The organism is Anaerolinea thermolimosa (assembly GCF_001050195.2).
GTDB lineage: Bacteria > Chloroflexota > Anaerolineae > Anaerolineales > Anaerolineaceae > Anaerolinea > Anaerolinea thermolimosa.
In genome coordinates this window covers 1795380-1819160 of the sequence record NZ_DF967965.1, presented here as the reverse complement: position 1 = coordinate 1819160, position 23781 = coordinate 1795380, and the positions used below count along the sequence as shown (strand labels likewise).

The following is a 23781-nucleotide window of genomic DNA, read 5'->3' as shown; positions in this document are numbered from 1 at the left end:
ACCTCCTAATGCCAGTGCAGTAGTTCACCTTTAAGCTCGGGTTTGCGACCCTGTGCCAGTTCACTGAGGACGTAGTAAATCACATCAGGATCAGGCGGGCACCCGGGCACAAAGATATCTACGGGAACCACCTCATGCACGGCGCGAACCCTGGTCATCCGGGCCAATTCGGGGTTATCGGGAATTTTTCCCTCAGAGTCGGTGCTTTCTGTCTCTATGTAGGCACGCTTTAGGGTCTCTTCCAGGGTAAAGAAATTACGCATGGCCGGTACACCACCAAATACTGCGCAATCTCCAAGAGCTACCAGGATTTTGCAACGCTTACGCATGCGATGAGCCACTTCTTCATTGGCTGTATTATTGATGCCGCCTTCCAGAATACCTACATCCACTCCGGACTCGTCAGGCTCTTTCAGATCGGTGATGGGGGTTGCACGGATGTCAGCCAGTTCAGCAATTTTCAAGATGCGCTCATCAATATCCAGTAGAGACATGTGGCAACCCGCGCATCCGCACATCCAATCGGTTGAAATTTTTGGTTTCGACATGGAAGATCTCCTCTAAATACTCCGTTAATAGAAGGGCGCTTAGGCGATGGCAAGCGTTACAGGTGCGGGAGATTGTTGTAATTCGGCTTTCCAGTCTACGGTCACATCGATTCCCAGCCTCATTGCTACTGCTTCAATGGCTGCGGTATTCGAATACACCCCTTCCATGGGCTTAAGGGCAGGTGTTGAGGCCTGCAATCGTCCCTCGAGGTTGAGATAGTGCCCGGAAGTTTCGGCCCACATTTCGACCGGAAGAACCACATCAGCCATGGCTGTAAGCCGTGAGGTATGGCTGGCCTGGACTACCAGGAAAGGCACCCCTTCAATTTCTTGAACGAGACGTTGAGAAGGTTGATCGTCACCAAGGGCTACATAAACTGCCTGATGGCCGTTGCGCTTGAAGGGCTGTTCCAATCCTAACTGGGCAGCTGCCAGGCTGTTTGCTGCTCCACGCACTCCGATCAGGCTCTGACCAGCACCTGCCAGGCGAGAAAGCTCAACCAGGGCCTTAAGGGTGTCTGCGTTGACCTTCCGCCCATATACAAAAACCGGGCGAGAGGCCATCCCGATGAGGCTGGCAACCCGCGAGAGGTCTTCTAAACGAATTCCGGCTTTATCTGCGGCTGTTTTGAGCTCGGCCTCGGCGTTCATTCCTGCCGGAGTTCCTTTAGCGAGATCAAGTTTTACCAGAGCTGCCCCAAGCCCTCGTAACACGTAGGATTCTGAACCGGCAACGGGGTTAAGGGTTGCGCGGGCAAGGTGGGTAAATTCGTTATCTGCACTGTCAATGACAACGAGAGCAGTATTGGCAGGCAGTTTCCGCTTGATCATGAAGCCAACAACCTGTTCCTCATGATACAGATCGGCTCCAACGACTACCACACAATCAGCGGATTGAAGGGCTTCGAGATTGGTTTCAAAGGCGCCCATTTCTTGCGCAACCAGAGAGGCAGAGGTTGTGGTTGCACCTTCTTCCAGGCTGGTCACCAGATCGCTCTTGAAGCCATCTTTGAAGAGCTTTTTAAAGGATGCCAGCGCTTCAACAGGCAGCCGTGGGGAGGCAATGGCGGCAACGCCATGTGTTTTCTGGTTGATCAATGGTTTTAGCTGAGCGGTGATGACATTAAGCGCCTCATCCCAGGACACTGGCTGAAGTTTTCCATCTTTCCTTACCATGGGGCGAGTGATTCGCTCGCGATCATCATCCAGCGGCAGGAAACGACCCACTTTACAGAGCACGCCCCCATTGACCGGTGAATCCCAAAGCCCCAGAATGCGCACCAGGCGATTATCTCGGGTAAGGATTTCAACGCCACAACCGACTGAGCAACCGACGCAAATAGATGGCGTGCGTTCGACTTTTTTCTCAAGCCCCTGATAGGCACTCTGGCGGTCGATAATAGCACCGGTTGGGCATACCTGAGAGCATGTACCACAGGAAACACAGCTGCTTTCTCCGAAGGGAACGCCCAGATCACAGACGAGCATGGAGCTGGCTCCCCGTTCCTCAATCCCAAGGGTAAAATTCCCGACCAGTTCACCGCAGGCACGGACGCAGCGACGGCAAAGAATACATCGGTTATGATCGATGACCAGGTAAGGATGCGAAGCGTCCACCGGATAAGGTTTCCAGTTGGGCTGGTAATCCCAGTGAGTCATACCCATCTCAAGGGCGGCATTTTGCAGTTCACAATCTCCACCGGAGACCTGGCAATAAGGGCAAAAATGGTTGCGGTCACTAAAGATCAGGGTTAAGACAAATTTTCTTGCCGCCTGAACTTTATCCGAATTGGTTTTCACGACCATGTTATTGCTTACAGGTAAGGAACATGCCGGTTGGAGGGTGCGCATTCCTTCGACCTCTACCACACAAAGGCGGCAACCGCCGAAAGGAACGAGATGAGGGTGATCGCATAAAACTGGCACCTTGATCCCTGCCTGTTCCGCAGCCCGCAGTACAGTGGTCCCTTCGGGAACCTGAATAGATTTCCCATCGATGGTTACGTTGAGCATGCGTCTTTTACACTCCTCACGTGGAAAAATGGCTAAACCGCACGGTTTTGATAAAAGAGGTAATCTTATCCGGTTAAAATCTATACCATTCTAAGACCCCCCTATCTCTTTAACAAGTGACATTTATCATGGATGGGGTAGAAAGGAGGACTAAAAAATAGGAGTCCCGAAAAATGGTATAATTCGGGCGAAGGTATGTACCTGAAAACCAACTTAAATAGTATCACTGGAGAACATTCCCTTGGCGTTTGATCCCTTTCGATGGTTGTTGGGTTTATTCTCGCTGGACATTGGCATTGACCTTGGGACAGCGAATACATTGGTAAACGTCCGCGGGAAGGGGATTGTGATAAACGAACCTTCGTGGGTGACGATCGATAAACGTACCCGCCGACCCATTGCTATCGGTGTACAGGCGAAAGAGATGGTGGGGCGAACGCCAACGAATGTAATCGCAATCCGTCCACTGCGGGACGGGGTCATTTCGGAGTTCGAAATTACCCACGCGATGCTGGAATACTTCATCAGCAAGGCTCATCAACAGAGCATTGTCCCGATGCCTCGTCCGCGAGTGGTGATTGGAATCCCTTCTGGGGCTACGGAAGTTGAAAAACGCGCAGTTCTGGATGCGGCCAGTGCAGCCGGGGCGCGGGAGGTTTTTCTCATCGAGGAGCCACGTGCGGCCGCCCTGGGAGCAGGGTTGCCCGTCTCAGATGTACGGGGTACCATGGTTGTGGATATTGGCGGAGGTACCACCGAAGTGGCGGTGATGTCTATTGGCGAAATTGTGGTCTCGCGGTCTTTGCGCGTAGCCGGTGATGAGCTTGATCAGGATATTATTAACTATATTCGCAACAAGTACAACCTCTTCATCGGAGAGCGCATGGCGGAACAGGTCAAGATCCAGATTGGCTCTGCATATCGGCTTCCTGAAGAGAAGACAATGATGGTTCGGGGCCGTAACCTGATTTCTGGCTTACCTGAGTCGCTGGAAATTTCCTCGGTAGAGATTCGTGAGTCAATGGCGGGTTCGGTTCAGGTGATTGTGGATACGATCAAAGATGCCCTGGATGAAGCCCCGCCTGAAATTGTGGCTGACTTGATAGAGACAGGTATTTGCCTGGCAGGGGGTGGAGCCCAGTTGCAGGGTTTAGCCGATCGGTTGACCGAGGAACTCCATTTGAGGGTATGGGTTGCGGAAGACCCGATGACTTGTGTGGCACGCGGTGCAGGAATGATTCTGGAAGATCTGGAACGATACGAAAAATTCCTGGTGAGTATCGATCGTAACGGTTCACGCGGTTAATGGTCGATCCATGTTGGCCGCTTTTCCCCCGTTGACCTATGATTTTTGTTCTTAAGAAGTTCTGGAAGGCCGGAGTGCTGGTGTTGCTGGGAGCGGGGCTTCTCGCTCTGGCACTGGGTGGTTACCTCACGCCGGTTTTTTCGCTGGCCTCTGCACCGGTGATCGCCACACAACGCTGGCTTTCAATACGGTTCACGGCGATCTACCAGATGCTGAATTCTCCACAGGAGCTGGCTGCTTTACGGCAGCAGGTGGACATTCTTCAAAATGAGAATGCTCGCCTGCAAAGCCAGGTGGTTGAGTTACAGCAACAGCTCAAAGATACGGAGCTTCTTTATGAGTTGTTACGATTTGCCCGCTCACGCCCGGAAGATACCTATGTGGCGGCGGCGGTGATTGGGAGAGACCCCAGCCCATTTCTTCATTACGTTATTATTGACAAGGGATCAGATGACGGGCTTCGGCGAGGAATGCCCGTTGTCACTGCACAGGGATTGGTGGGGCGCATCGATGCTGTCATCGCCAATGCAGCAAGAGTCCAGTTGATCAATGATGCAGGTTCAGCAGTCAATGTAAAATTGGCTTCGGGGGCTATTGAAGCGATGTTGACTGGTTCGCTTACGGGAGATATCTCTCTGGAGATGGTTCCTCAGGATGTAACCCTGAAACCGGGTGATGTGATTCTTACTTCCGCTCTTGGGGGAATTTATCCTGAAAATATTCTTGTTGGGCAGGTGGTGTCGGTACGACGGATGGAAACTGAGTTGTTTCAGACGGCATCTGTGCAGCCAGCGGTGAACTTTGCCACGTTGCGGGCGGTACTGGTGGTAACCGATTTCAATCCCGTTGATATTACCCCTCTCATACCATAACAGGACATTGAATTTTTAATATGGCTGTTATCCTTGGAATTCCGGTGATGATTCTGGTGGTCATTTTCCAGACTTCTGTTTTCCGTTCTCTGGTTTTACTCCATGGGACAGCCGATCTGGTATTGCTTGTGATCATTGCTGTGGCAATCCGGCGTCATGATACAACTTCCATTGCATGGGCATTAATGGCCGGATTAATGGTAGGTTTCATTTCCGGGGTGCCATGGTTTGTGTTTCCGTTAACGTATCTTGGTGTAGCCGTTTTAGCGCGGTTCTTAAGCTCTCAGGTATGGCAGACGCCTGTTCTGGCCATGTTTCTTACAACCTTGATTGGCACTGTTCTGTCAGAAGGTTTTCAATGGATAACCTTACGTGTTCAAGGAGTACCTCTGCCCATGGTGGAGAGCATTAACCTGGTTCTCTTACCAGGTTTGTTATTAAACCTGTTACTGGCTTTACCTGTGTATGCTCTGGTGGCCGATCTGACCCGGTCGGTTTCGCTTGAGGAGGTGACTTAATGGAATATCGCCGTTCTGATTCATTCTGGTTTGAACACTGGCGTTTGATCAGTGTGATGGTGCTGGTAGTTTTAATTGCTGGTTTTTACATTTATAAATTGTTCGATTATCAGGTGGTTGAAGGGGCAAAATTCCTGGAGCAAGCTGAAGAAAACCGAACGACTCGCATCAGTGTTCCAACTCAACGCGGCATCATCTATGATCGTAATGATTATGTGCTGGCGCGGAATATTGCTTCTTATAACGTTGTGATTACGCCAGCAGAACTCCCTGGTGATCCTTCAGCAGGTGGAGATCCAAGAAAATTAAATACCGATCTGGATGAAAATGTTCAGGCAGTGTATCGGCGTTTGTCGGCGCTCATTGGGGTACCGGTCAGCGCGGGAGAGATTAATGAAGAAACCGTTCGTCTGTTTTCTCCATGCCGAACTGAACTGGGGATCATGCAGATTGTCTATATTGCCGATACCAACGCACCTTATGCACCCATGCGAATTAAGTGCAATATCGAACCTGAACTGGCGATGAAGATTCGCGCCCGCTCGTCAGAATTACCCGGGGTGGGTATTGAAGTGGAAAGTGTACGCGATTATCCCACAGGTTCCCTTACTTCCACCATCATTGGTTTTTTAGGCCCGATTCCAGCTGTGGATGAGGCTTATTATCGAAACAAAGGGTTTGTCCCCGGGAGAGATAAGGTGGGTTATGCAGGGATCGAAGCAACCATGCAGGATATCCTGGGGGGAAAAAACGGAGAACGCCTGGTGGAGGTGGATGTTTCAGGGAAGGAGCTGCGTAATCTGACCACCCCGGTTGACCCTGTGCCAGGGAATAATATTCGCTTGACTATCGATACCCGGTTGCAAAACGCCGCGCAGGAAGCACTGGTTGGTGAGATTAACTTTTGGAATAACTGGTTTCATGAAACCCGGTCATCCAATGGTGTCGTGATTGCCATGAATCCGAAAACTGGAGAGATCCTTGCTCTGGTGAATTATCCCACGTACGAAAATAACCGGATGGCCAGGTTTATACCCGGGGATTATTACAATCAGCTAGTAAATGATCCCTGGAAGCCACTATTCAATCATGCTATCTCGGCAGAGCACCCGCCAGGTTCGGTATTTAAGATGCCCACGGCTATTGGGGCACTTAATGAAGGTGTAGTCACTCCGGAGCAAAAATTAAACGATCCTGGCCAGATTACGGTGATTGAACGGAATTTGTTAAATGAACCGGTACGTCCATTTACATATGTGTGCTGGAAACCGGAAGGTCACGGGGAAATGAACTGGTTAGAAGGGGTGGCAAACTCCTGTGATGTGTATTTTTATAAGATTGGTGGCGGTTACGCCCCGGATGGGGTGAGTGGTCTGGGACCCTGGAGATTGGCTGAATATGCCATGGCGCTCGGGTACGGTCAACGGACCGGCATTGAGCTGCCCGGTGAAGCGAGCGGGTTGATTCCTAACCCGGACTGGAAACGCCGCAACCTGGGGGAGAGCTGGCTGCCGGGCGATACTTATATTGCTTCCATGGGACAGGGATATATTCTGGCTACGCCCCTCCAGGTGCTTGTTTCAGCGGCGATTCTTGCCAATGACGGAAAGTACATGCAGCCCACTTTAATTCATGACATTCTCGATTCTGAAGGAAATGTGGTTAAACCCTTTGAGCCAAAACTCAAATGGGATATTACTAAAGATCCGGTAATCAAGGTGTATGACGAAAATAACCTTTTAACCGGTGAGACAAAGACTGTGCAACCCTGGGTAGTTCAGTTAGCCAAGGAAGGGATGCGCCTGGTGGTGACCGAGGGTACGGCGAAAAAGGTCTGGGAAAATTCGCCTGTGCAGAATTCTGCCGGGAAAACCGGCACAGCAGAATACTGTGACAATATTGCCCGAGAGAAAAACCTTTGCAACCGTGGAAGCTGGCCAACTCACTCGTGGTATTTTGGTTACGCTCCGTATGATGATCCAGAAATTGCGGTGGTGGCTTTCGTGTATAATGGTGGCGAAGGCGCGAGTGTAGCGGCTCCGATTGTACGAAACGTGATCGAGAGTTATTTCCGGCTCAAAGCATTTGATTCAGGGCAGGAGACAGGTACTCCTTAATTCATCGACCGATGGAGCAATCTTGATATGGTGATGCAGAATAAACAGGCTGTCAATATCAAAGGTATTCGGGATGGTCTGTTGATTACCCTGGGAGAAGGAGAGTGGCCCGAGCTGGAATCTGCGTTGTATCAGATGCTTGAAGAACGAGCCGGTTTTTTAAATGGGGCGCGCGTAGCACTGGACGTCGGAAACCATATCCTGCGGGCAGCTGAAGTTGGTGTGCTTCGTGATCGTTTCTCCGAAAAGGGAATTGCTCTATGGGCTGTTCTCAGTAACTCACCGGTAACCGAAAAGAATGCTCAAGCCCTTGGGCTGGCGACACGTATCCATACCCCCCGGCCAGAACGAACCGTACGATCACTTGATACCAACCTGGGTGGTGAAACGGCTATTCTTGTTCACCGGACGATACGCTCGGGATTTAAAATCTCACACAATGGCCATGTGGTGGTCATTGGGGATGTCAACCCTGGAGGTGAAATTTATGCCGGGGGTAGCGTTGTGGTATGGGGGCGTCTTAAAGGTATGGTCCACGCCGGAATGGATGGGAATGAAAAGGCAGTCGTATGTGCTATGGAAATGGATCCCATGCAATTACGGATCGCCGGGTACACACTCACCCTGCCACCCCGGCGAGGAAAACCAGAGCCTGAAATGGTCTCAATTCAGGATGGCCGGGTGGTTACTGAAACCTGGAAGGCGAAAGTAAGATAAGAAGGGGTAAATAAAAAGAATGTCAGCGACAGTGGTCACGGTAACCTCAGGAAAAGGTGGCGTCGGGAAGACGACCACGACGGCCAATCTGGCGGTAGCACTGGCACGGATCGGAAAAAAGGTGATCTGCCTGGATGGAGACATCGGGTTGCGAAACCTGGATGTGGTGCTTGGGTTGGAGAACCGAATTGTTTATGATCTGGTTGATGTTGTGGAAGGCCGTTGCAGGTTGCGCCAGGCAATGATCCGAGATAAACGCTTACCTGAGCTGTACCTTATTCCTGCAGCTCAGACGCGTGACAAAAACGCCGTTTCGCCCAGTGATATGGTTCGGCTGACGGATGACTTGCGTGGAGAATTTGACTGGATTCTGATCGATTCTCCAGCAGGGATTGAACGTGGATTTCGCAATGCTCTTGCACCGGCAGATCTGGCCATCGTAGTGACGAACCCTGAGGTGTCGGCGGTACGTGATGCCGATCGTATCATTGGTTTGATTGAAGCCGAGGAAAAGGGTCCTGCGCGGTTAATTATTAACCGACTCAACCCCGTGCTTGTAAAACGGGGAGACATGCTGTCGGCGGAGGATGTCGTTGAGTTGCTGGCCATCGAGCTGATTGGGATTATCCCTGAAGATGAAAATGTGGTGATCAGTACCAATAAAGGACAGCCAGTGGCTCTGGACGGAAAATCGAAGGCAGGAGAGGCATTTCAAAATATCGCACGTCGGTTAAACGGCGAGGCCGTTCCCTTCCTGCCTCTGGATGATAAGGAGGGTCTCTTCCAGAAGTTAGCCCGGATGATGCGCTCAGGAGGAAATTGATATGGCAGGCTGGCTGGAATGGCTGACCGGACAAAAGAATCGCAGCGCCGGGCAGGCAAAAGACCGGTTAAAGCTGGTATTGATCAATGATCGCACTGATCTCAGCCCGATGCAGTTGGAAGAGATGAAAAACGAACTTTTAGAGGTAATCTCGCGATATGTTCCTATTGATCCTGCGGGGGTAAATATCAGTATGTCACAGGATGGCCGCGAGCATCGACTTCTGGCAGACATTCCTTTGAAACCTGCTGTGCGCAAACGATAAAGTGGTTTCTGATCCAGAGGTCTGGAAAATAGCGGTAGTATATGCTTCGGCGTGAAACCTGGAAACAGTTTGATTTCTTATTATTTGGGGCGGTCATCATCCTGTCTATCTTCGGCGTTGCGATGATTCGTTCGGCAATTGCCGGTAATGAGGTGCTGGCTGAACTGGTGACCCGTCAGGTGATTTATGTTTTCATTAGCTTTGGATTAATTATTGTCCTTTCCTTGATTGATTACCGTTACTGGTCATCATTGGCCAGATTGTTGTATGGGGTGGCTATTTTTTCCCTTTTGATGATTTATATCTTTGGAACGGCACTTTTTGGATCGGCGCGCTGGCTAGACACCGGTTTAATTCTGATTCAGCCGTCGGAACTGGCAAAAATTATTATGATTATCGTGCTTGCTAATTTTTTTGCCCAGACGCGCGAACGGCCACGTAACTTTCGATGGGTAATCAGCAGCTTCCTGCTCACTTTTGGGGTGGTGCTCTGGATTCTTCTTCAGCCCAACCTGAGCACCTCAATCGTCATTATCGTTATCTGGTTGTCGATGTTATGGGTGAGCGGCCTGCCAGTGAAGTATCTCTGGATTCTGGCCGGCGTTGGGACGGTGTTCGTCATCCTCTTGCTGGCTCTGCTTTTTTCCGGGGCGAAAATTCCCTTCATTCAGCCCTATCAACTGGAGCGAATCGCTACTTTTCTATTTCCGGACCCGAATGCACGCCATGGAAATACTTATAATGTAGAGCAGGCTCTTGTCTCGATTGGATCGGGGGGATTATTTGGCCAGGGGTACGGGAATAGTACTCAGGTTCAGCTGCGATTTTTAAAAGTACGGCATACCGATTTCATTTTTTCGGCAATGGCTTCAGAATTTGGGTTTGTGGGGACAGTGATAGTCATTCTATTGTTAGTTTTTGTTATTCTGCGCTGTTTTCGGGCAGCGGCACTGGCGGCGGATCCTTTTGGAGCTTTACTTGCGTATGGTTTTGGGGTTCTCCTCTTTTTTCAGATGGCGGTCAATATTGGGGTGAACCTGAATGTGATCCCGGTGACCGGTTTAACCTTGCCTTTTATCAGCTACGGCGGCAGTTCAATGGTATCATTAGCCATTGGTATTGGGCTCGTGGAGAGCGTAATCCTTCGTAGAAAATCTTTTGAATAATAACGGAGCGTTATGACAGGTATTGAACAACCGGTGAGGGTGCGTTTTGCGCCTTCTCCGACGGGGCGTATGCATCTGGCGAGCGGGCGAATGGCCCTGTATAACTATTTGCTGGCGCGAAAGACTGGCGGCCAGTTCATCCTGCGCATTGAAGATACCGACCAGAAACGCTACGTACCTACAGCGGAGCAGGAGCTCATTGATGGAATGCACTGGCTGGGACTGCAATGGGATGAAGGCCCCGATGTTGGTGGGCCTTACGGGCCCTACCGCCAATCTGAGCGGAAAGCCATTTATCAGGAATATGCCAGGCAGTTAATCGAGAGTGGACATGCCTATTATTGTTTTTGTTCTCCCCAGCGCCTTGAGAAGCTGCGCCAGGAGCAACAACAACGTAAAGAGAATCCCCACTATGACGGACTCTGCCGAACACTGGATGTTCAGGAGGCGGCAGAAAGAGTTGCACGTGGTGAAAAACACGTCATTCGCTTTAAAACCCCCAAAGAAGGAACGACCACAGTGATGGATGAAATCAGGGGGGAGATCACGGTTGAAAACCGGTTGCTTGATGATTATATTATCGTGAAATCAGATGGGCTTGCCCTTTATCATCTGGCGGCCATGGTTGACGATCATCTCATGAAAATCACGCATGTTTTGCGTGGCTCAGAATGGTTGCCGACGTTTCCCTTACACGGTTTAATTATTCGCGCTTTCGGATGGGAAATGCCCAGGTTCTATCACTTATCGGTATTTCTTAAACCGAGCGGTAAAGGAAAGATGAGCAAGCGGGATGCCGCTGATGCGATGAAAGACGGATTTTCAATTTATATTAAAGACCTTGCGGAGCTGGGATATCTTCCTGAGGCGGTGGTGAATTGGATTGCTTTGATGGGATGGAGTTATGATGATCAGACAGAGTTTTTTACCATGGATGATTTAATCCAGAAATTCTCTGTTGATCGGTTTAACCCTTCTCCAGCCGCGATTAACTTTACCAAGCTGGATCATTTTAACGGTCTCCATATCCGTCGGCTGGAGCGGGAAGACCTGGCGAGGAGGGTAAAGCCTTTCCTGGTGCGAGCAGGTTATTTTGTAGATGACAGTCTCCTGTTGAGGATTATCCCATTAATCCAGGAACGTTTGAGTACTCTGGATGAAGTGGTGCAGTTTGCCGGGTTTTTCTTTGAGGAAGAGATTCACCCTCTCCGAGAGGATCTCATCGCCAAGGGGTTGACCGCTGAACAATCAGCGGATGTGGCGGAACGATGCTATCAGGTGTTAAAGGGGTTACCACGTTTGACGGTGGAAGAGGCGGAACCTCCTATGCGGGCCCTGGTGGAGTCTCTGGGATTAACTGCTGGACAGGTGTTCGGTATTCTTCGGGTGGCTGTGACCGGTCAAAAAGTGAGTCCACCCCTTTTTGAAAGTATGGAAATTATTGGGCATGATAAGGTTTTGAAGAGGATAGAAAAGGCGATTGCAATTTTAAGGGGAGAGGAAACCTTGAAGAATTAACTGATCGGTGGTAAACTAGGTGCCGATCAGAGTTCTGGGGGCTCGTCTAATGGCAGGACAGCAGACTCTGGATCTGTTTGTAGAGGTTCGAATCCTTTGCCCCCAGCCTCTTTTTTTTAAACCTGCAGAGGTTCGAACCCCCGGAAGGGGACGATGTCCTTTGCCCCCAGCCTCTTTTTTTAAACCTGCAGAGGTTCGAACCCCCGGAAGGGGACGGTGTCCTTTGCCCCCAGCCTCTTTTTTTAAACCTGCAGAGGTTCGAACCCCCGGAAGGGGACGGTGTCCTTTGCCCCCCAGCCTTTTTTTTAAACCTGCAGAGGTTCGAACCCCCGAAAGGGGACGATGTCCTTTGAAGCGAATTTTTTCTGGCATTGCCAGCACGCTATCATGGTTTTAACGTAAGCTATCATTTGAGATCAATCCCGATAGGGTAAATTAAGACTCTACTTTCTTATCCTTTCAAATGAAAGTTTTCTTATTTAATGAAATTTGATCTTATACTTTTCAGTGTCTCTGGCAGAAGGTTTTTGGAATCACCCCCTCGATAATTTTTAAATAGAGCATACCAGCCATAGAAGTGGTTATAATTCCTTTGTGACTGTTTCACTTTCCCACCACCTTTCTCAAAGTCAGAAATTTATCCCGCGAGTTGGGGTGATTATCATTCCCACTGATCCTTTCTGGGTTCAGGTGTATGAGGCCGTTATTCACGCCAATCAACGGCGAGGGGCAGATCTGGTGGTGCTTCATCCGGCTTCCACTATTGAGGAATTACTCGAGATTCCCTCAGACTTTCTCGTCGATCAGGTGCTGGCTTACGGGATCGATGCCTTGATTTGTACCCTGGCTACCGAAGAATTTCTCCTCGGTATGTTTAGCGAAGGTATTCCTGTAATATGTCTGGCTGAGATCCAACCCATCCATTCTTTAATGACTGCCATGACCGATCTATATCCGGGTGGAAAACTGGCAGGTGAATATGTGGGGAGCAGGTTAGGCAATAAAAAACGAGTCCTCTGTGTCTATGCCGGACAGGAGGCCATTCCCATTAAGGGTATAAGCCGGTTAGAGGGATTTCAGGATGGCTTGAAGGAATATTCCAATGTTGAGGTCGAGGCGATATCCGCGTTCTGGACTTACCAGCAAACATATTCTGTCCTCCTGGACAAGTTTTCTCACGCTCGCCAGCGGTATGATGCAATTTTTGGGGTGTCGGATGCTCTGATCCTGGCTGCTAGAGATGCCGGACGAAAAACCAGTGTGGTTGACGATCGAACCATACTTGTCGGCCTCAATGGCGATCCTCTGGCCCTCTCAGGGGTAGCTGAGGGTTCTCTGTCGGCAACAGTGGATATTGCTGCGGAAGATATGGGGGTTGCAGCAGTTGACCTTGCCTGGAAGGCCGCTCACGGTGAAGATCTTCCACCTCACCTTCCGCAAACTTTCCAGTTGATTACCCGGGACAATGTCGCTAATGTGGCAACGCGAAAATTAACATTGATTGCAGACCTCCCGAGTTATCTTGTCGGATATAGCCGGCAACAGGAACATGATCGACTGGTGCAACTGGAAGCGATTACCGATATTTCTCAGAAAATTGGCTCGTTGCTGGAAAGAGAAAAATTGGTGGAGGTTTTCGCTTCTGCGGTCAGGCATCATTTTGGTTACGAATGGGTAAGAATCCTTCGCTGGTCGGATCAAGAGAAACGGTTGATTTTTTACGGTGGTGATCTTTCTCCTTCTGCAAGGCTTGTCCCGGCTTCAGAAGACCCGCTTATTACACAGGTTTTCGAACATCATCAGCCGATTTTTATTCCAGATACGCGAACCTCACATTCGTGGCGCTTCGGTAAAGAGTGGCAGAAGGTGCGTTCACGGGCCGTATTACCCATTTTCCTCGGAGGGGCTGTGATTGGTGTCCTCGACTTGCAGTCTTCTGAGCCCATACGACAACCCTCTTTGGAAATCATGGGATTAAAGTTGCTTTCCAGCCAGCTAGGCATCGCAATCCAAAACGCCGACCTGTACCTTGAAGCGCTGCAGGCCCGAGAGGCAGCCGAGCGAGCTAACCAGTTAAAAACACGGCTGATTGCGAACGTTGGTCATGAAATGCGTTCTCCACTAAACGCTATTCTTGGGTTTAGTCAGTCCATTGAACAACGCTTAAAGTCGCCACCCTCTGAACAGGATGCGCAAGAATTACAGAGTGATATCCGCAATGTATATAAAAGCGGTGAACACCTCATGTATATGATTAACGATCTTCTAGACCTCTCGCGGGCGGAGATCGGTGCTTTGAACCTTTATTTTGAAGTAATTCAACCTGCGCCTTTTCTCAGGGAGGTTTTTACCGGAGTACAACAATCGGAACCGGCCAATCCTCACGTTCAATGGGAAATAGAAGTACCAGATGATTTACCGACCATCCGAGCTGACCTTGTTCGACTCAGGCAGGTGTTGACTAATTTGCTGGTCAATGCCCGTAAATTCACTTCACGTGGGGTCATCCGATTGGGGGCCGATGTGGAACCGCCGTACCTTCATATCTGGGTGGAAGACACTGGAACGGGCATTCCCTTGGAATTACAGGAGAAGATATTTGAGCCTTTTGGTAGTGTCAATCGTAAAAGGCGGCCAGAGGGGATCGGCCTGGGGTTAAGCATTACGCGGCATCTGGTAGCCCTGCATGACGGGTTGTTAACCCTTGAAAGCCAGCCCGGGGTTGGGAGTACTTTTCATGTGTACTTGCCGCTGCCAGGGATTTCTCGCCCAGTAGTGCGTCAGGATAACTCATCTGCGCCGTCGATTCTATTAGTGGTATCTACCCGGGAGCAGATTCCAGCTGGAATCATCCGTTTATGCCAGCGACGAGGGTTGGTCGCCAGGCAGATTCGGGGAATGAGCGATTTATCAGCCATGCTTGCTGAAGGTGCGCCTCAGGCTATTGCCTGGGATCTTCACGGTTCGTGCTGGCGAGACTGGCAAATCATTCAACAATTAAGTAAACAGCAGGATTGGACAGCTCTGCCTGTAATCCTTTTTGATGGCGGGGAAGACCGATCATCTGTTGAGGGCGAGCAGATTACCAATATCCTTTATAAGCCTGTGTCGGGTAATACTGTTCTCGAGTGGGTGAGCCAGATGGCTCCCGCTGAAGAAGCACAACAACCTATTCTTGTTGTGGATGATGATGAGAATGCCCGAAAGTACTACCAAAAACTCCTTGAGCGTCGATACCCTGGCAGGCGTATCCTCTTCGCTTCGAATGGACGGATTGCCCTGGAAATGCTTGAGAGTGAAGCTCCGGCTTTTATTTTGCTCGACTTGATGATGCCGGAAGTAGATGGTTTCACCGTGCTTGATGAGGTCCGGAAAAATCCGCGGACACAGAACATTCCAGTGCTGATTTGCAGTGGTAAGTTATTAACCTTTGAAGATATCGGGCGTATCAATGGGCTGAAGGCAGGACTGGTAACCAAGGGAATTCTGGAGGATGAGGAGTTGTTAAAAATTTTTGAGCCAGAAGCCGTATGTGAGTCGGGCTTCCCATCTCACACCAGCGAAGTGGTACGGAGAGCGCTGGCTTTCATCCATCAGAATTTTCATCACACCATCAGCCGGAAAGAGATTGCTGAAGCCGTTTGTGTGAGTGAGAATTACCTCAGCCAGATATTCCGAAACGAGATGCATACGACTCCCTGGGATTATTTGAGCAGATTGAGAATTGTCAAAGCAAAGGAGATGCTCACCCATTCGAGTGAGAGCATTACGGAAATTGCCATTCGGGTTGGTTTTAATGACTCGGCTTACTTCACACGGGTATTTACAAAGATAGTGGGAATGTCTCCGCGAGTATTCAGACAGAGTACCCGAAAGATGGTTTCTCCCTAAAATCCAAAAGACTCGTTTTTTTGTCCAAGACGAAAGCTGAATTCCCCTGTATAGTTAGAAAAGTATTCCATATTGATGTGGATGGCGTCAACAGCTGAAAAGTGAATTTTCAGCAGTGTAATGGCTTCCAGGCGATTGAGCATTTTTAAAAAGGCCTGGCTGACATAAGGAGTAATCATGCCTTGGAGCATCGAGTATGTCTGATGAGAGGCCGAGGGTGCTGGTGGTCGATGAGGATCCACTTGCGCTTGAGCTGTACAGGCGTGAGTTGGAAACGGATTACGCCGTAACTGCGACTCCCAGTGTAGAAGAAACCCGCCGCTTCCTGCAAGAGGTGTCATTTGATGTAGTAATTCTGGAGCCGGCCAGCAATGAAGACGAAGGATGGACCCTATTAAGGGAGATATTCGCCCTGGTGGCTCCCCCGGCGGTTATTCTCTGCAGCGTTGAAGATGAGCGGAAGGTGGGTTTAAGTCAGGGAGCTCAGGTCTTTCTGGTGAAACCAGTATTGCCTGTAATGCTTCATACTACAGTACAGCAGGTGTTGGCGGTTCGATCGAATCTATCTAACCGGAGGGCAGAACCCAACCCATGATCCCCGATGAACAAATTACCACTAAAAATGAGCCAATCCTTGAAGTCAAAAATGTAAAGACGTATTTCTTTCTGGAGAAAGCCACGATTCGGGCTCTTAATGGAGTGGATCTATCTCTGCCCAGGCAAAGTACTCTGGGTCTGGTTGGTGAAAGTGGATGTGGCAAGTCTATCCTTGCCATGTCCATCATGCGCCTGATCCAATCGCCGCCGGGGAAAATTGTAGATGGCCAGATTTTACTCCGCCAAAAGCATACTCAAAACGTGGTGGATATTACCAAATTGGATCCTCATGGATTAGAAATGCGCAATATTCGTGGTGGTGAGATTGCGATTGTCTTTCAGGAACCGATGACTTCATTGAACCCGTTGTATACCGTCGGGGATCAAATTGCTGAAGCTGTCATGCTTCATCAAAAAGTTGGGCGGAAAGCTGCACTTGATCGAGCGCTAGAAATGCTCACCAAGGTGCAAATAAGCGATCCGAAGCAACGCTTACATGAGTATCCACACCAGTTGAGCGGTGGGATGCGCCAGCGGGTGATGATCGCCATGGCCCTTTCGTGCAATCCCGCAATTCTGATCGCAGATGAACCAACGACCGCGCTGGATGTGACCGTTCAGGCCCAAATTCTGGATCTGATGAACCAGTTACAGTCTGATTTTGGATCATCCATTATCTTGATCACCCACAACCTGGGGGTTGTCTCGCAAATGGCTTCCCAGGTGGCGGTGATGTATCTGGGAAAGATTGTCGAATTTGCAGAAACCCGTGAGCTGTTTCACCATCCATTGCATCCCTACACGATTGGATTGTTAAATTCGGTTCCTGTGTTGGGGCGCAAGGGTAAAAAGGAGCTCATTCCCATCAAAGGTATGGTGCCAACCCCCTCAGAAGATATTCGCGGTTGTGCGTTTGCACCGCGCTGCCCGAACGCAATGGAAATCTGCGGAGAAGTAACCCCTGTGTTTCACGAGGTCCAGCCAGGGCATAAAGTGGCCTGCTGGCTGTTCCCTGAAGATTGAATTCCGAAAAGGAGGTGATGAAAAGGGAAGGTATCACAGCTTTTTATTGTTAGCGGCCTTATTTGTAGGATCGATTGTATTGTGACGATTGATGAAGGATTAGATCAATCGAGTCATTCAACCAGTCAAGTAAGGAGAAGTATCCAATGAAAAAGATGTCTCGCCGCCAATGGTTAAAGCTGAGCGCTTTAGCCGGCACAGGAGTCGTCCTGACCGCCTGTGGAGCCCCAACTGCCACAACCGAAGCTCCCAAAGAGACGGCAAAACCTGTTGAAGCCACTGCCACCAAGGCCCCGGAGAAGCCGACTGATACCACAGCACCAAAGGCAGAGGTGAAACCTCCTATTCCCTATCCAGAACCGAATAAGATCGAAGTGGGAGGAGCCGAGGTTAAGCGTCTGCCCATCAGCCAGATCGTTACCTACAAGGCTCTCCCGGAATACCATCAAGTCCCCTGGCTGGATAAATATGTCAACGATGGGACACTCCCACCGGTCAAGGACCGTCTACCGAAAGAACCAGCGGTTTATATGAAAACCGGCATGAAAGATGGGATCGGAGTATACGGCGATCTCTGGCGAGGGTTCTCTGCCTGTCCCACTGCGGGGTATAACGATATGGCCGGTACGACGATGGGCTGGTTCGGGATCGAGTCTTATACCTCACGGTATGGCGCGCTGGTGAAGACAGGCCCGTTATTCCGCGCCGACCAGGATATCGAACCGATGCCTGAGGTAGCCAAGAGCTGGGAATGGTCTGATGATGGCTATGTGTTAACCCTGCACCTGATTGAGGGCGCAAAATGGTCGGATGGTGTGCCTTTCACTGCGGATGATGTGATGTTCACCTGGGAAGGGTATATTCTGGATGACAACGTGAATGCGCCGCGTCACCAGGATGCCTGGTCCTGGGAGGGCAAACCGGCCACTATGGAGAAGGTGGATGACTACACGGTGAAAATCACCTTCCCGGTGCAGAAGCCACTGGATGTGTTCTACCTGATGAACGAAGACAACTTCCATGTGATGCCGGCACACCAACTGAAACCATTGCATCCCAAGTGGAGCACGAAAGATCCCAAGCCGACCTATAAGGATTTTGCGGATGCGCTGCCCCCCGATAAACTTCCTCTCGTCACCCTGGGGCCGTGGGTCATCACGGAATACAAGACCGACGAGTTGATGATCATGCGCCGGAATCCCTATTACTGGAAGGTGGATGAGGAAGGAAATCAGCTACCCTACTTTGACGAAATCCAGTATCGCAAGGGGCCCAGTGGAATTGGCCGTGATCTGTGCACCATTGCAGGTGACTGCGACCACATGAACCTGGAAAATCCGAGCACATTTGTTGAGGCCATGACCCAGGCGCAGTCTCCGGATGCGAAATACACCGTAACCTGGGGGCCTGAGACGCTGGGATATTATATTTCCTTCAACTACTCTCTCGGCGTTGGCGTCCAGAATGATCGCGATAAGGCTGTACGTGAGCTGTTCCGTGATCTTCGCTTCCGTCAGGCTCTGAGCTATGCGGTGGATCGGGACGGTATCGCGCAGTCGATTATGAAAGGTCCATTCCTGCGTGGCTGGGCTGGTGGACTCTACCCGGGTGCTCCAGATTTTGACCGCGAGTCGGTGGTTTATTATCCTTACGACCCTGAATCAGCCAAGATCCTGCTGGCTGAAATTGGTCTGAAGGATACCAATAATGATGGAGTTCTGGAATGGACGAGCGGCCCCATGGCAGGTCAGAGCGTGGTGTTACAGTTGCTTGCCTCGCAGGATGCCAAAGAAACCCAGAGCGTTGCCGAGGCTTTGGTCAACCAGTGGGGAGCGGTAGGGATTAAGATCAATATGAAAGTGATCGATAGCGCGACCCACTCCGACGTGGACAATGCTGGTACCTGGGATATGTCTGCCGATCGCGGTGGGCAAGCCTTTGCTCTGCCCTTTACCAATGTGACGGCCTTGGCTCCGATCACCAAGACGTTCAACTGGCATCGTGAAGGTGACCAGCCGCGTCAGATGATGGATTTCGAACAAAGCCTGGTTGACCTGGTCAATGAGTATCGAAAGACCTTCGACTCGGAAGGCCGCAAGAAGATCATGTTCCAGTACAACAACATTTTCACGAAAAATGTGTACAACCTTGGCGTTTTCGTTGGACGCTATGGTTTGGGCCTTGCCAAGCGCGTCAAGAATGTTCCGGATGGCACGCCAGTGTTCATGTACACTTGGGTGGAAGATGCCATTCTGCTGGATACCCTCTGGACGCCAGTGGATCAGCAGTTGAAGCAGAATCGCCCGGAGACCATTCCGGTTTACAAGTAATTCGCTGGTAAAACGGGTTGGGTTGGGAAATGATCCATTTCTCAGCCCAACCCTCTTGGGCCGAAAAGAAGTTTGCTGGAGGTGGCATGCTAAATTATATTATTCGCCGACTGGTTATTGCCTTTTTCATGTTGATTGGCATTGGGATTGTCTCTTTCGTGGTAATAAAACTGCCCCCGGGTGATTTTGCCAGTCGCTACCGCCAGTATTTAATTGATCGTGGAACGCCGGTGGAAGAAGCTGACAACGCTGCCAGGATCATCCGTGAGCAGTATGACCTTGATAAACCACTGACCACACAGTTTTATATCTGGATCAAAGGGATCGTCACCGAAGGAAAGTTCGGGTATTCTTTTGCCTATCGAAAGGATGTAGGTCAGTTAATCGCAGATCGCTTACCGAAGACGTTGTTATTGGCGGTTATCTGCCACCTGATCTCAACCGTCGTCGGAGTGGGTTTGGGAATCTTTGTTGCTCCTCGAAAATATGGTTTCTGGGATAATTTCTGGTCGGTACTGGCTTTTATTTTTACATCCATGCCTCGTTTTTCGATTGCAGTTATTTTGTTATATGTCCTGGTAATTACGCTCAAACAACCAAGCATCTCTTCTTTCTTTTCTCCTGAATTTGTTATGGCTCCATGGAGCCTGGCCAGAGTAGTAGATATGTTGAAGCATATCTGGCCCGCCATTCTCATCGCCGGGCTGGGGGGTGTTGCCAGAAACTTACGTGTCATGCGAGGAAATTTACTCGATGTACTGAATAGCCAGTATGTAACTACTGCCCGGGCAAAAGGGCTTAAGGAGAGTGAAGTCATTATGAAACATGCAGTGCCCAATGCACTGCATACCATTGTTGCCTATCAGGGCACGGTTCTTCCGTACATGATGCAGGGTGAATTGGAAGCGGCCATTGTCCTTGGGCTGCCAACGATGGGGCCTCTGTTTTACGAATCCCTGGTTAACCAGGATATTTACATTTCTGGATCGCTCCTTTTGATGTACGGAGCACTCATTTTGATTGGCAATCTTCTGGCCGACCTTTTCCTGGCCGTTCTTGATCCGCGAATTCGCTATAGTTAAAACAAAGGGTGACACGATTATGAATGACGAATTGGGAAAAAAACTATTCGACGATCAGGGTGTCATCGGGCAGGAACATAATGAGGGTTATTTCCAGCTCGTCTGGCGGCGTTTCAGGCGAAGCAAGGTCTCCATTGTTGGGAGTCTCATGGTTTTGACACTGCTGATTCTGGCCATCTTCGCTGACTTTTTCTCTCCGACCAGCATTTACGAAATCAATTTGCAGGCGTCGTTTATTCCTCCGCAACGGGTCCGTTTCATCGACCATGAGGGAAAATTCCACCTGAGACCTTTTGTTTACAATTATGTCTACACCTTAGATCCGAAGACTTTCAAGGTTTTATGGATGGAGGATACCACCAAGGCTTATTTCCTGCGCTTCTTTGTAAAAGGCCCTGAATATAAGATTCTGGGATTGATTCCCAGCAATTTACATCTTTATGGGGTTGAAGAAGGGGGAACGGTTTATATTCTTGGCACCGACAAAATGGGTCGTGATTTATGGGGAAAGGCCTGTGAAGCCGGACGTATTTCTTTGAGTATGAGCCTGTTCGGGACTATTATAAGTATTGCGGTTGGGTCAATTCTGGGGGTGGCTTCAGGATACTATGGGGGTTGGATCGACAGTGTCCTTCAGCGATTTACCGAATTCATCAGCGCCTTTCCCAATCTTCCTCTCTGGATGGCTTTAGCGGCATTGGTGCCCAAAACTGCGGACTCGTTCACTGTTTTCATCATTATGGCGTGTATTTTTGCCCTCCTTTCCTGGACAACCCTTGCCAGGGAGGTGCGAGCCAAGGTTATGTCGCTGCGAGAGACCGATTTTATCCTGGCTGCGAAAGAAATGGGGGCGTCGGATGCCCGCATCATTTTCCGGCATCTATATCCGAATACCCTGAGTCATATCATTGTCATTCTCACTCTGACTATCCCCGGTGTGATCCTGGCAGAATCTTTCTTAAGCTTTCTTGGGATTGGCATTACTGAGCCGTTGATTAGCTGGGGATTAATGATGCGGAATACCCAGGATATTCAAACCCTGGGTCAGAATGCATGGATTCTATCCCCGATTGGTTTTATGGTGGTTGCAGTGCTGGGGTTCAACTTCCTGGGGGATGGGTTGCGTGATGCTGCCGATCCTTATGCGGCAATGTAGGAGTGATGATGAAGCACTGGATTTCGGTGTGGATCTTTATTAGCCTGGCGGTTGTTTTCGGGTTGGTCGCATGTATTGAGGCTGGACAGGCGGCTGCACCGCCGACACCGACCGGGGTTAGTGCAACGATGTCAGTTACCGCGACATCTACCCCTGCAAGTACACCAACCCTGGTCAATCTGACTCCGTTGCCCAATGAGGTCTCCGGCGTGGTCGAGAATAGCCAGGGACCAGTGGCAGGAGCTCTTGTGCAAATTCAGGGAACATCCACCCAGGTTAAAACGGGGGCGGATGGTACTTTCCGTTTGAGAGGGCTCAGTGGAACCTCACCGGTGAATATAACTGCTTGGGCGGAAGGACATTATGTGGGCTGGGTTTTAGTCAATCCAAGTGCCCCTGACTGGAAAGGGGGAAATCATCTGGTTATCACCCTTAAGCCGCTCCCTGAAAAAGATAATGCTGATTACCCCTGGTTTTCGTTTCAAGGGGTAAAAGGGTCGGCCAGTTGCGGGTTGTGTCATCGCGAGTATGTTGAATGGCAGGCCGATGCTCATTCTCAAGCCGCAAAGAACCAGCGCTTTTTGTCCATTTATACGGGAAGTGATGTTCAGGGGCGGCAGGGGCAACCTACCCGCCTTGGAATAGACGGAAAAGCTCAGGCCCCTGATCCATCGCAACCGTATTACGGTCCGGGTTTCCGGCTGGATTATCCTAATCGCGCCGGGAATTGTGCTACCTGCCACACACCGGTGGCTTCCAAAGTGCCGAACACCCAGAATTGTGGCTGGTCAGGATGCCATACCGACCTGACTATTGAACGCTCTCGTGGAGTAATTAGCCCGGCTACCTTACCCATTGGTTTGAGTGGAGATGGGCTGGAAGGAATCACGTGTGATTTTTGCCATAAAATTGGCGATGTTTACCTGGATTCAACGACCGGCCTGCCCAAGCCCGATATGCCCGGGATCCTTTCGTATCGCCTGTATCGTCCCGAAGAAGGGCAGCAGGTGTTCTTTGGAACTCTGTTGGATGTAAATCGTCGGGTGAGTTATCTGCCGCTTGAATCGAAGAGTGAATTTTGTGCCCCCTGTCATTATGGTGTATTTGGCGGGGTTGTAGGTGTTGGGCAGGTATCGGGTGGTACGGTCATCTATAATTCATACGGTGAGTGGCTCGATAGCCCTTACAGTGATCCGAAAACCGGGAAGACCTGTCAGGAATGTCACATGCCGGTTAAGGATGTGAATTACACGGTTTTCCCGGAGCAGGGAGGCATTCAACGGGATTACGTTCCATTTCATGATCACACCATGCCCGGTGCTGCAGATGAGCAACTTTTACAAAACTCAGTTACTCTCAAGAGTCAGGCCAGGAGAACCGGAGAGAAACTTCAGGTGGAGGTGAGGATCACGAATGATCTAACGGGTCACCATGTACCTACGGATGCTCCCATGCGGCAAATGATCCTGGTGGTCGAGGCGCTGGACGAGAACAATCAGCCGTTAAAGCTGGTCAGTGGAAGCGTGAATCCGGCCTGGGCGGGTAATTATGCCGGACAGCCTGGGAAAACTTTCATGAAAGTCTTACGCGATGAGTGGACTGGCGAGATGCCAACCGCCGCTTACTGGAGGCCGGTTACTCTGGTTGAAGATACACGTCTAGCTGCGATGGCAACGGATATTCAAACGTTTACTTTCCAATTACCTGCAGGAAAGGCGGCTCAGGTGAGAGTAAGGGTGATTTTCCGCAGGACATTCCAGAAGCTTGCTGAAGAAAAAGGGTTTACAGACCCCGACATTTTGATGGAAGAATCGACCATCTCCATTGAGAAGTGAGCGA

The 23781-nt window shown here is 50.1% G+C and carries 19 protein-coding genes and 1 tRNA gene; 17 read left to right on the top strand and 3 right to left on the bottom strand.

Features of this window, described 5'->3' with window-relative positions:
* Nucleotides 1-5: 5 nt before the first annotated feature.
* A complete protein-coding gene (locus tag ATHL_RS08250; protein WP_062192011.1) occupies nucleotides 6-548 on the bottom strand; it encodes an NADH-quinone oxidoreductase subunit B family protein in 543 nt (180 codons plus the stop codon).
* A 39-nt stretch (nucleotides 549-587) separates the two neighbouring features.
* A complete protein-coding gene (locus ATHL_RS08245) occupies nucleotides 588-2561 on the bottom strand; it encodes a molybdopterin-dependent oxidoreductase (protein WP_062192008.1) in 1974 nt (657 codons plus the stop codon).
* 241 nt (nucleotides 2562-2802) lie between these two features.
* Between ATHL_RS08245 and mreB the strand changes: the two genes are divergently transcribed.
* The 11 genes from mreB (at nucleotide 2803) to ATHL_RS08190 (ending at nucleotide 15754) form a co-directional block, all read left to right on the top strand.
* Entirely contained in the window at nucleotides 2803-3867 is a 1065-nt protein-coding gene (gene mreB / locus ATHL_RS08240; RefSeq protein WP_062192005.1) for a rod shape-determining protein, read from the top strand.
* 38 nt (nucleotides 3868-3905) lie between these two features.
* A complete protein-coding gene (gene mreC / locus ATHL_RS08235; RefSeq protein ID WP_084001281.1) occupies nucleotides 3906-4739 on the top strand; it encodes a rod shape-determining protein MreC in 834 nt (277 codons plus the stop codon).
* A gap of 20 nt (nucleotides 4740-4759) precedes the next feature.
* A complete protein-coding gene (locus ATHL_RS08230; RefSeq protein WP_062192000.1) occupies nucleotides 4760-5257 on the top strand; it encodes a hypothetical protein in 498 nt (165 codons plus the stop codon).
* Complete coding sequence (gene mrdA, locus ATHL_RS08225) at nucleotides 5257-7374, top strand: penicillin-binding protein 2 (protein WP_062191998.1); 2118 nt, start codon at nucleotides 5257-5259, stop codon at nucleotides 7372-7374. Before ATHL_RS08230 ends, mrdA begins: the two co-directional genes overlap by 1 nt.
* Before the next feature lie 33 nt (nucleotides 7375-7407).
* Entirely contained in the window at nucleotides 7408-8091 is a 684-nt protein-coding gene (minC, locus tag ATHL_RS08220; protein WP_236822355.1) for a septum site-determining protein MinC, read from the top strand.
* 19 nt (nucleotides 8092-8110) lie between these two features.
* Nucleotides 8111-8914: a septum site-determining protein MinD gene (minD, locus tag ATHL_RS08215; RefSeq protein WP_062191992.1), complete on the top strand. Its 804-nt coding sequence runs from the start codon at nucleotides 8111-8113 to the stop codon at nucleotides 8912-8914.
* Nucleotide 8915: 1 nt separating this feature from the next.
* Nucleotides 8916-9179, top strand: coding sequence for a cell division topological specificity factor MinE (gene minE, locus ATHL_RS08210; protein ID WP_062191990.1), 264 nt, complete (start codon nucleotides 8916-8918; stop codon nucleotides 9177-9179).
* Between the two features lie 41 nt (nucleotides 9180-9220).
* Nucleotides 9221-10345, top strand: a complete 1125-nt coding sequence (locus tag ATHL_RS08205; RefSeq protein WP_062191987.1) for an FtsW/RodA/SpoVE family cell cycle protein — start codon at nucleotides 9221-9223, stop codon at nucleotides 10343-10345.
* 12 nt (nucleotides 10346-10357) lie between these two features.
* Nucleotides 10358-11863, top strand: a complete 1506-nt coding sequence (gltX, locus tag ATHL_RS08200; RefSeq protein WP_062191984.1) for a glutamate--tRNA ligase — start codon at nucleotides 10358-10360, stop codon at nucleotides 11861-11863.
* 35 nt (nucleotides 11864-11898) lie between these two features.
* Nucleotides 11899-11969: transfer RNA gene (locus ATHL_RS08195), tRNA-Gln, on the top strand.
* Nucleotides 11970-12457: 488 nt separating this feature from the next.
* On the top strand, nucleotides 12458-15754 hold the full coding sequence (locus tag ATHL_RS08190; protein WP_062191982.1) for an ATP-binding protein: 3297 nt from the start codon (nucleotides 12458-12460) through the stop codon (nucleotides 15752-15754).
* On the opposite strand, the gene ATHL_RS08185 is transcribed toward ATHL_RS08190, so the two are convergent.
* Nucleotides 15751-15945: a hypothetical protein gene (locus ATHL_RS08185; RefSeq protein WP_114679481.1), complete on the bottom strand. Its 195-nt coding sequence runs from the start codon at nucleotides 15943-15945 to the stop codon at nucleotides 15751-15753. The genes ATHL_RS08190 and ATHL_RS08185 overlap by 4 nt on opposite strands.
* Nucleotides 15946-15950: 5 nt before the next feature.
* Here ATHL_RS08185 and ATHL_RS08180 point away from each other — a divergent pair, with 5 nt between their 5' ends.
* The 6 genes from ATHL_RS08180 (at nucleotide 15951) to ATHL_RS08155 (ending at nucleotide 23777) form a co-directional block, all read left to right on the top strand.
* The gene (locus tag ATHL_RS08180; RefSeq protein ID WP_062191975.1) at nucleotides 15951-16349 is read left to right on the top strand and encodes a response regulator; all 399 of its coding nucleotides are present in this window, start codon (nucleotides 15951-15953) and stop codon (nucleotides 16347-16349) included.
* A complete protein-coding gene (locus ATHL_RS08175; protein WP_062191972.1) occupies nucleotides 16346-17374 on the top strand; it encodes an ABC transporter ATP-binding protein in 1029 nt (342 codons plus the stop codon). The genes ATHL_RS08180 and ATHL_RS08175 overlap by 4 nt, the downstream gene beginning before the upstream one ends.
* A 146-nt stretch (nucleotides 17375-17520) precedes the next feature.
* A complete protein-coding gene (locus ATHL_RS08170; protein WP_084001280.1) occupies nucleotides 17521-19704 on the top strand; it encodes an ABC transporter substrate-binding protein in 2184 nt (727 codons plus the stop codon).
* An 86-nt stretch (nucleotides 19705-19790) separates the two neighbouring features.
* Entirely contained in the window at nucleotides 19791-20786 is a 996-nt protein-coding gene (locus ATHL_RS08165; protein WP_062191970.1) for an ABC transporter permease, read from the top strand.
* Nucleotides 20787-20805: 19 nt separating this feature from the next.
* Nucleotides 20806-21942, top strand: a complete 1137-nt coding sequence (locus ATHL_RS08160; RefSeq protein WP_062191967.1) for an ABC transporter permease — start codon at nucleotides 20806-20808, stop codon at nucleotides 21940-21942.
* A gap of 8 nt (nucleotides 21943-21950) precedes the next feature.
* Nucleotides 21951-23777, top strand: coding sequence for a carboxypeptidase-like regulatory domain-containing protein (locus tag ATHL_RS08155; RefSeq protein ID WP_062191965.1), 1827 nt, complete (start codon nucleotides 21951-21953; stop codon nucleotides 23775-23777).
* Nucleotides 23778-23781: the final 4 nt, after the last annotated feature.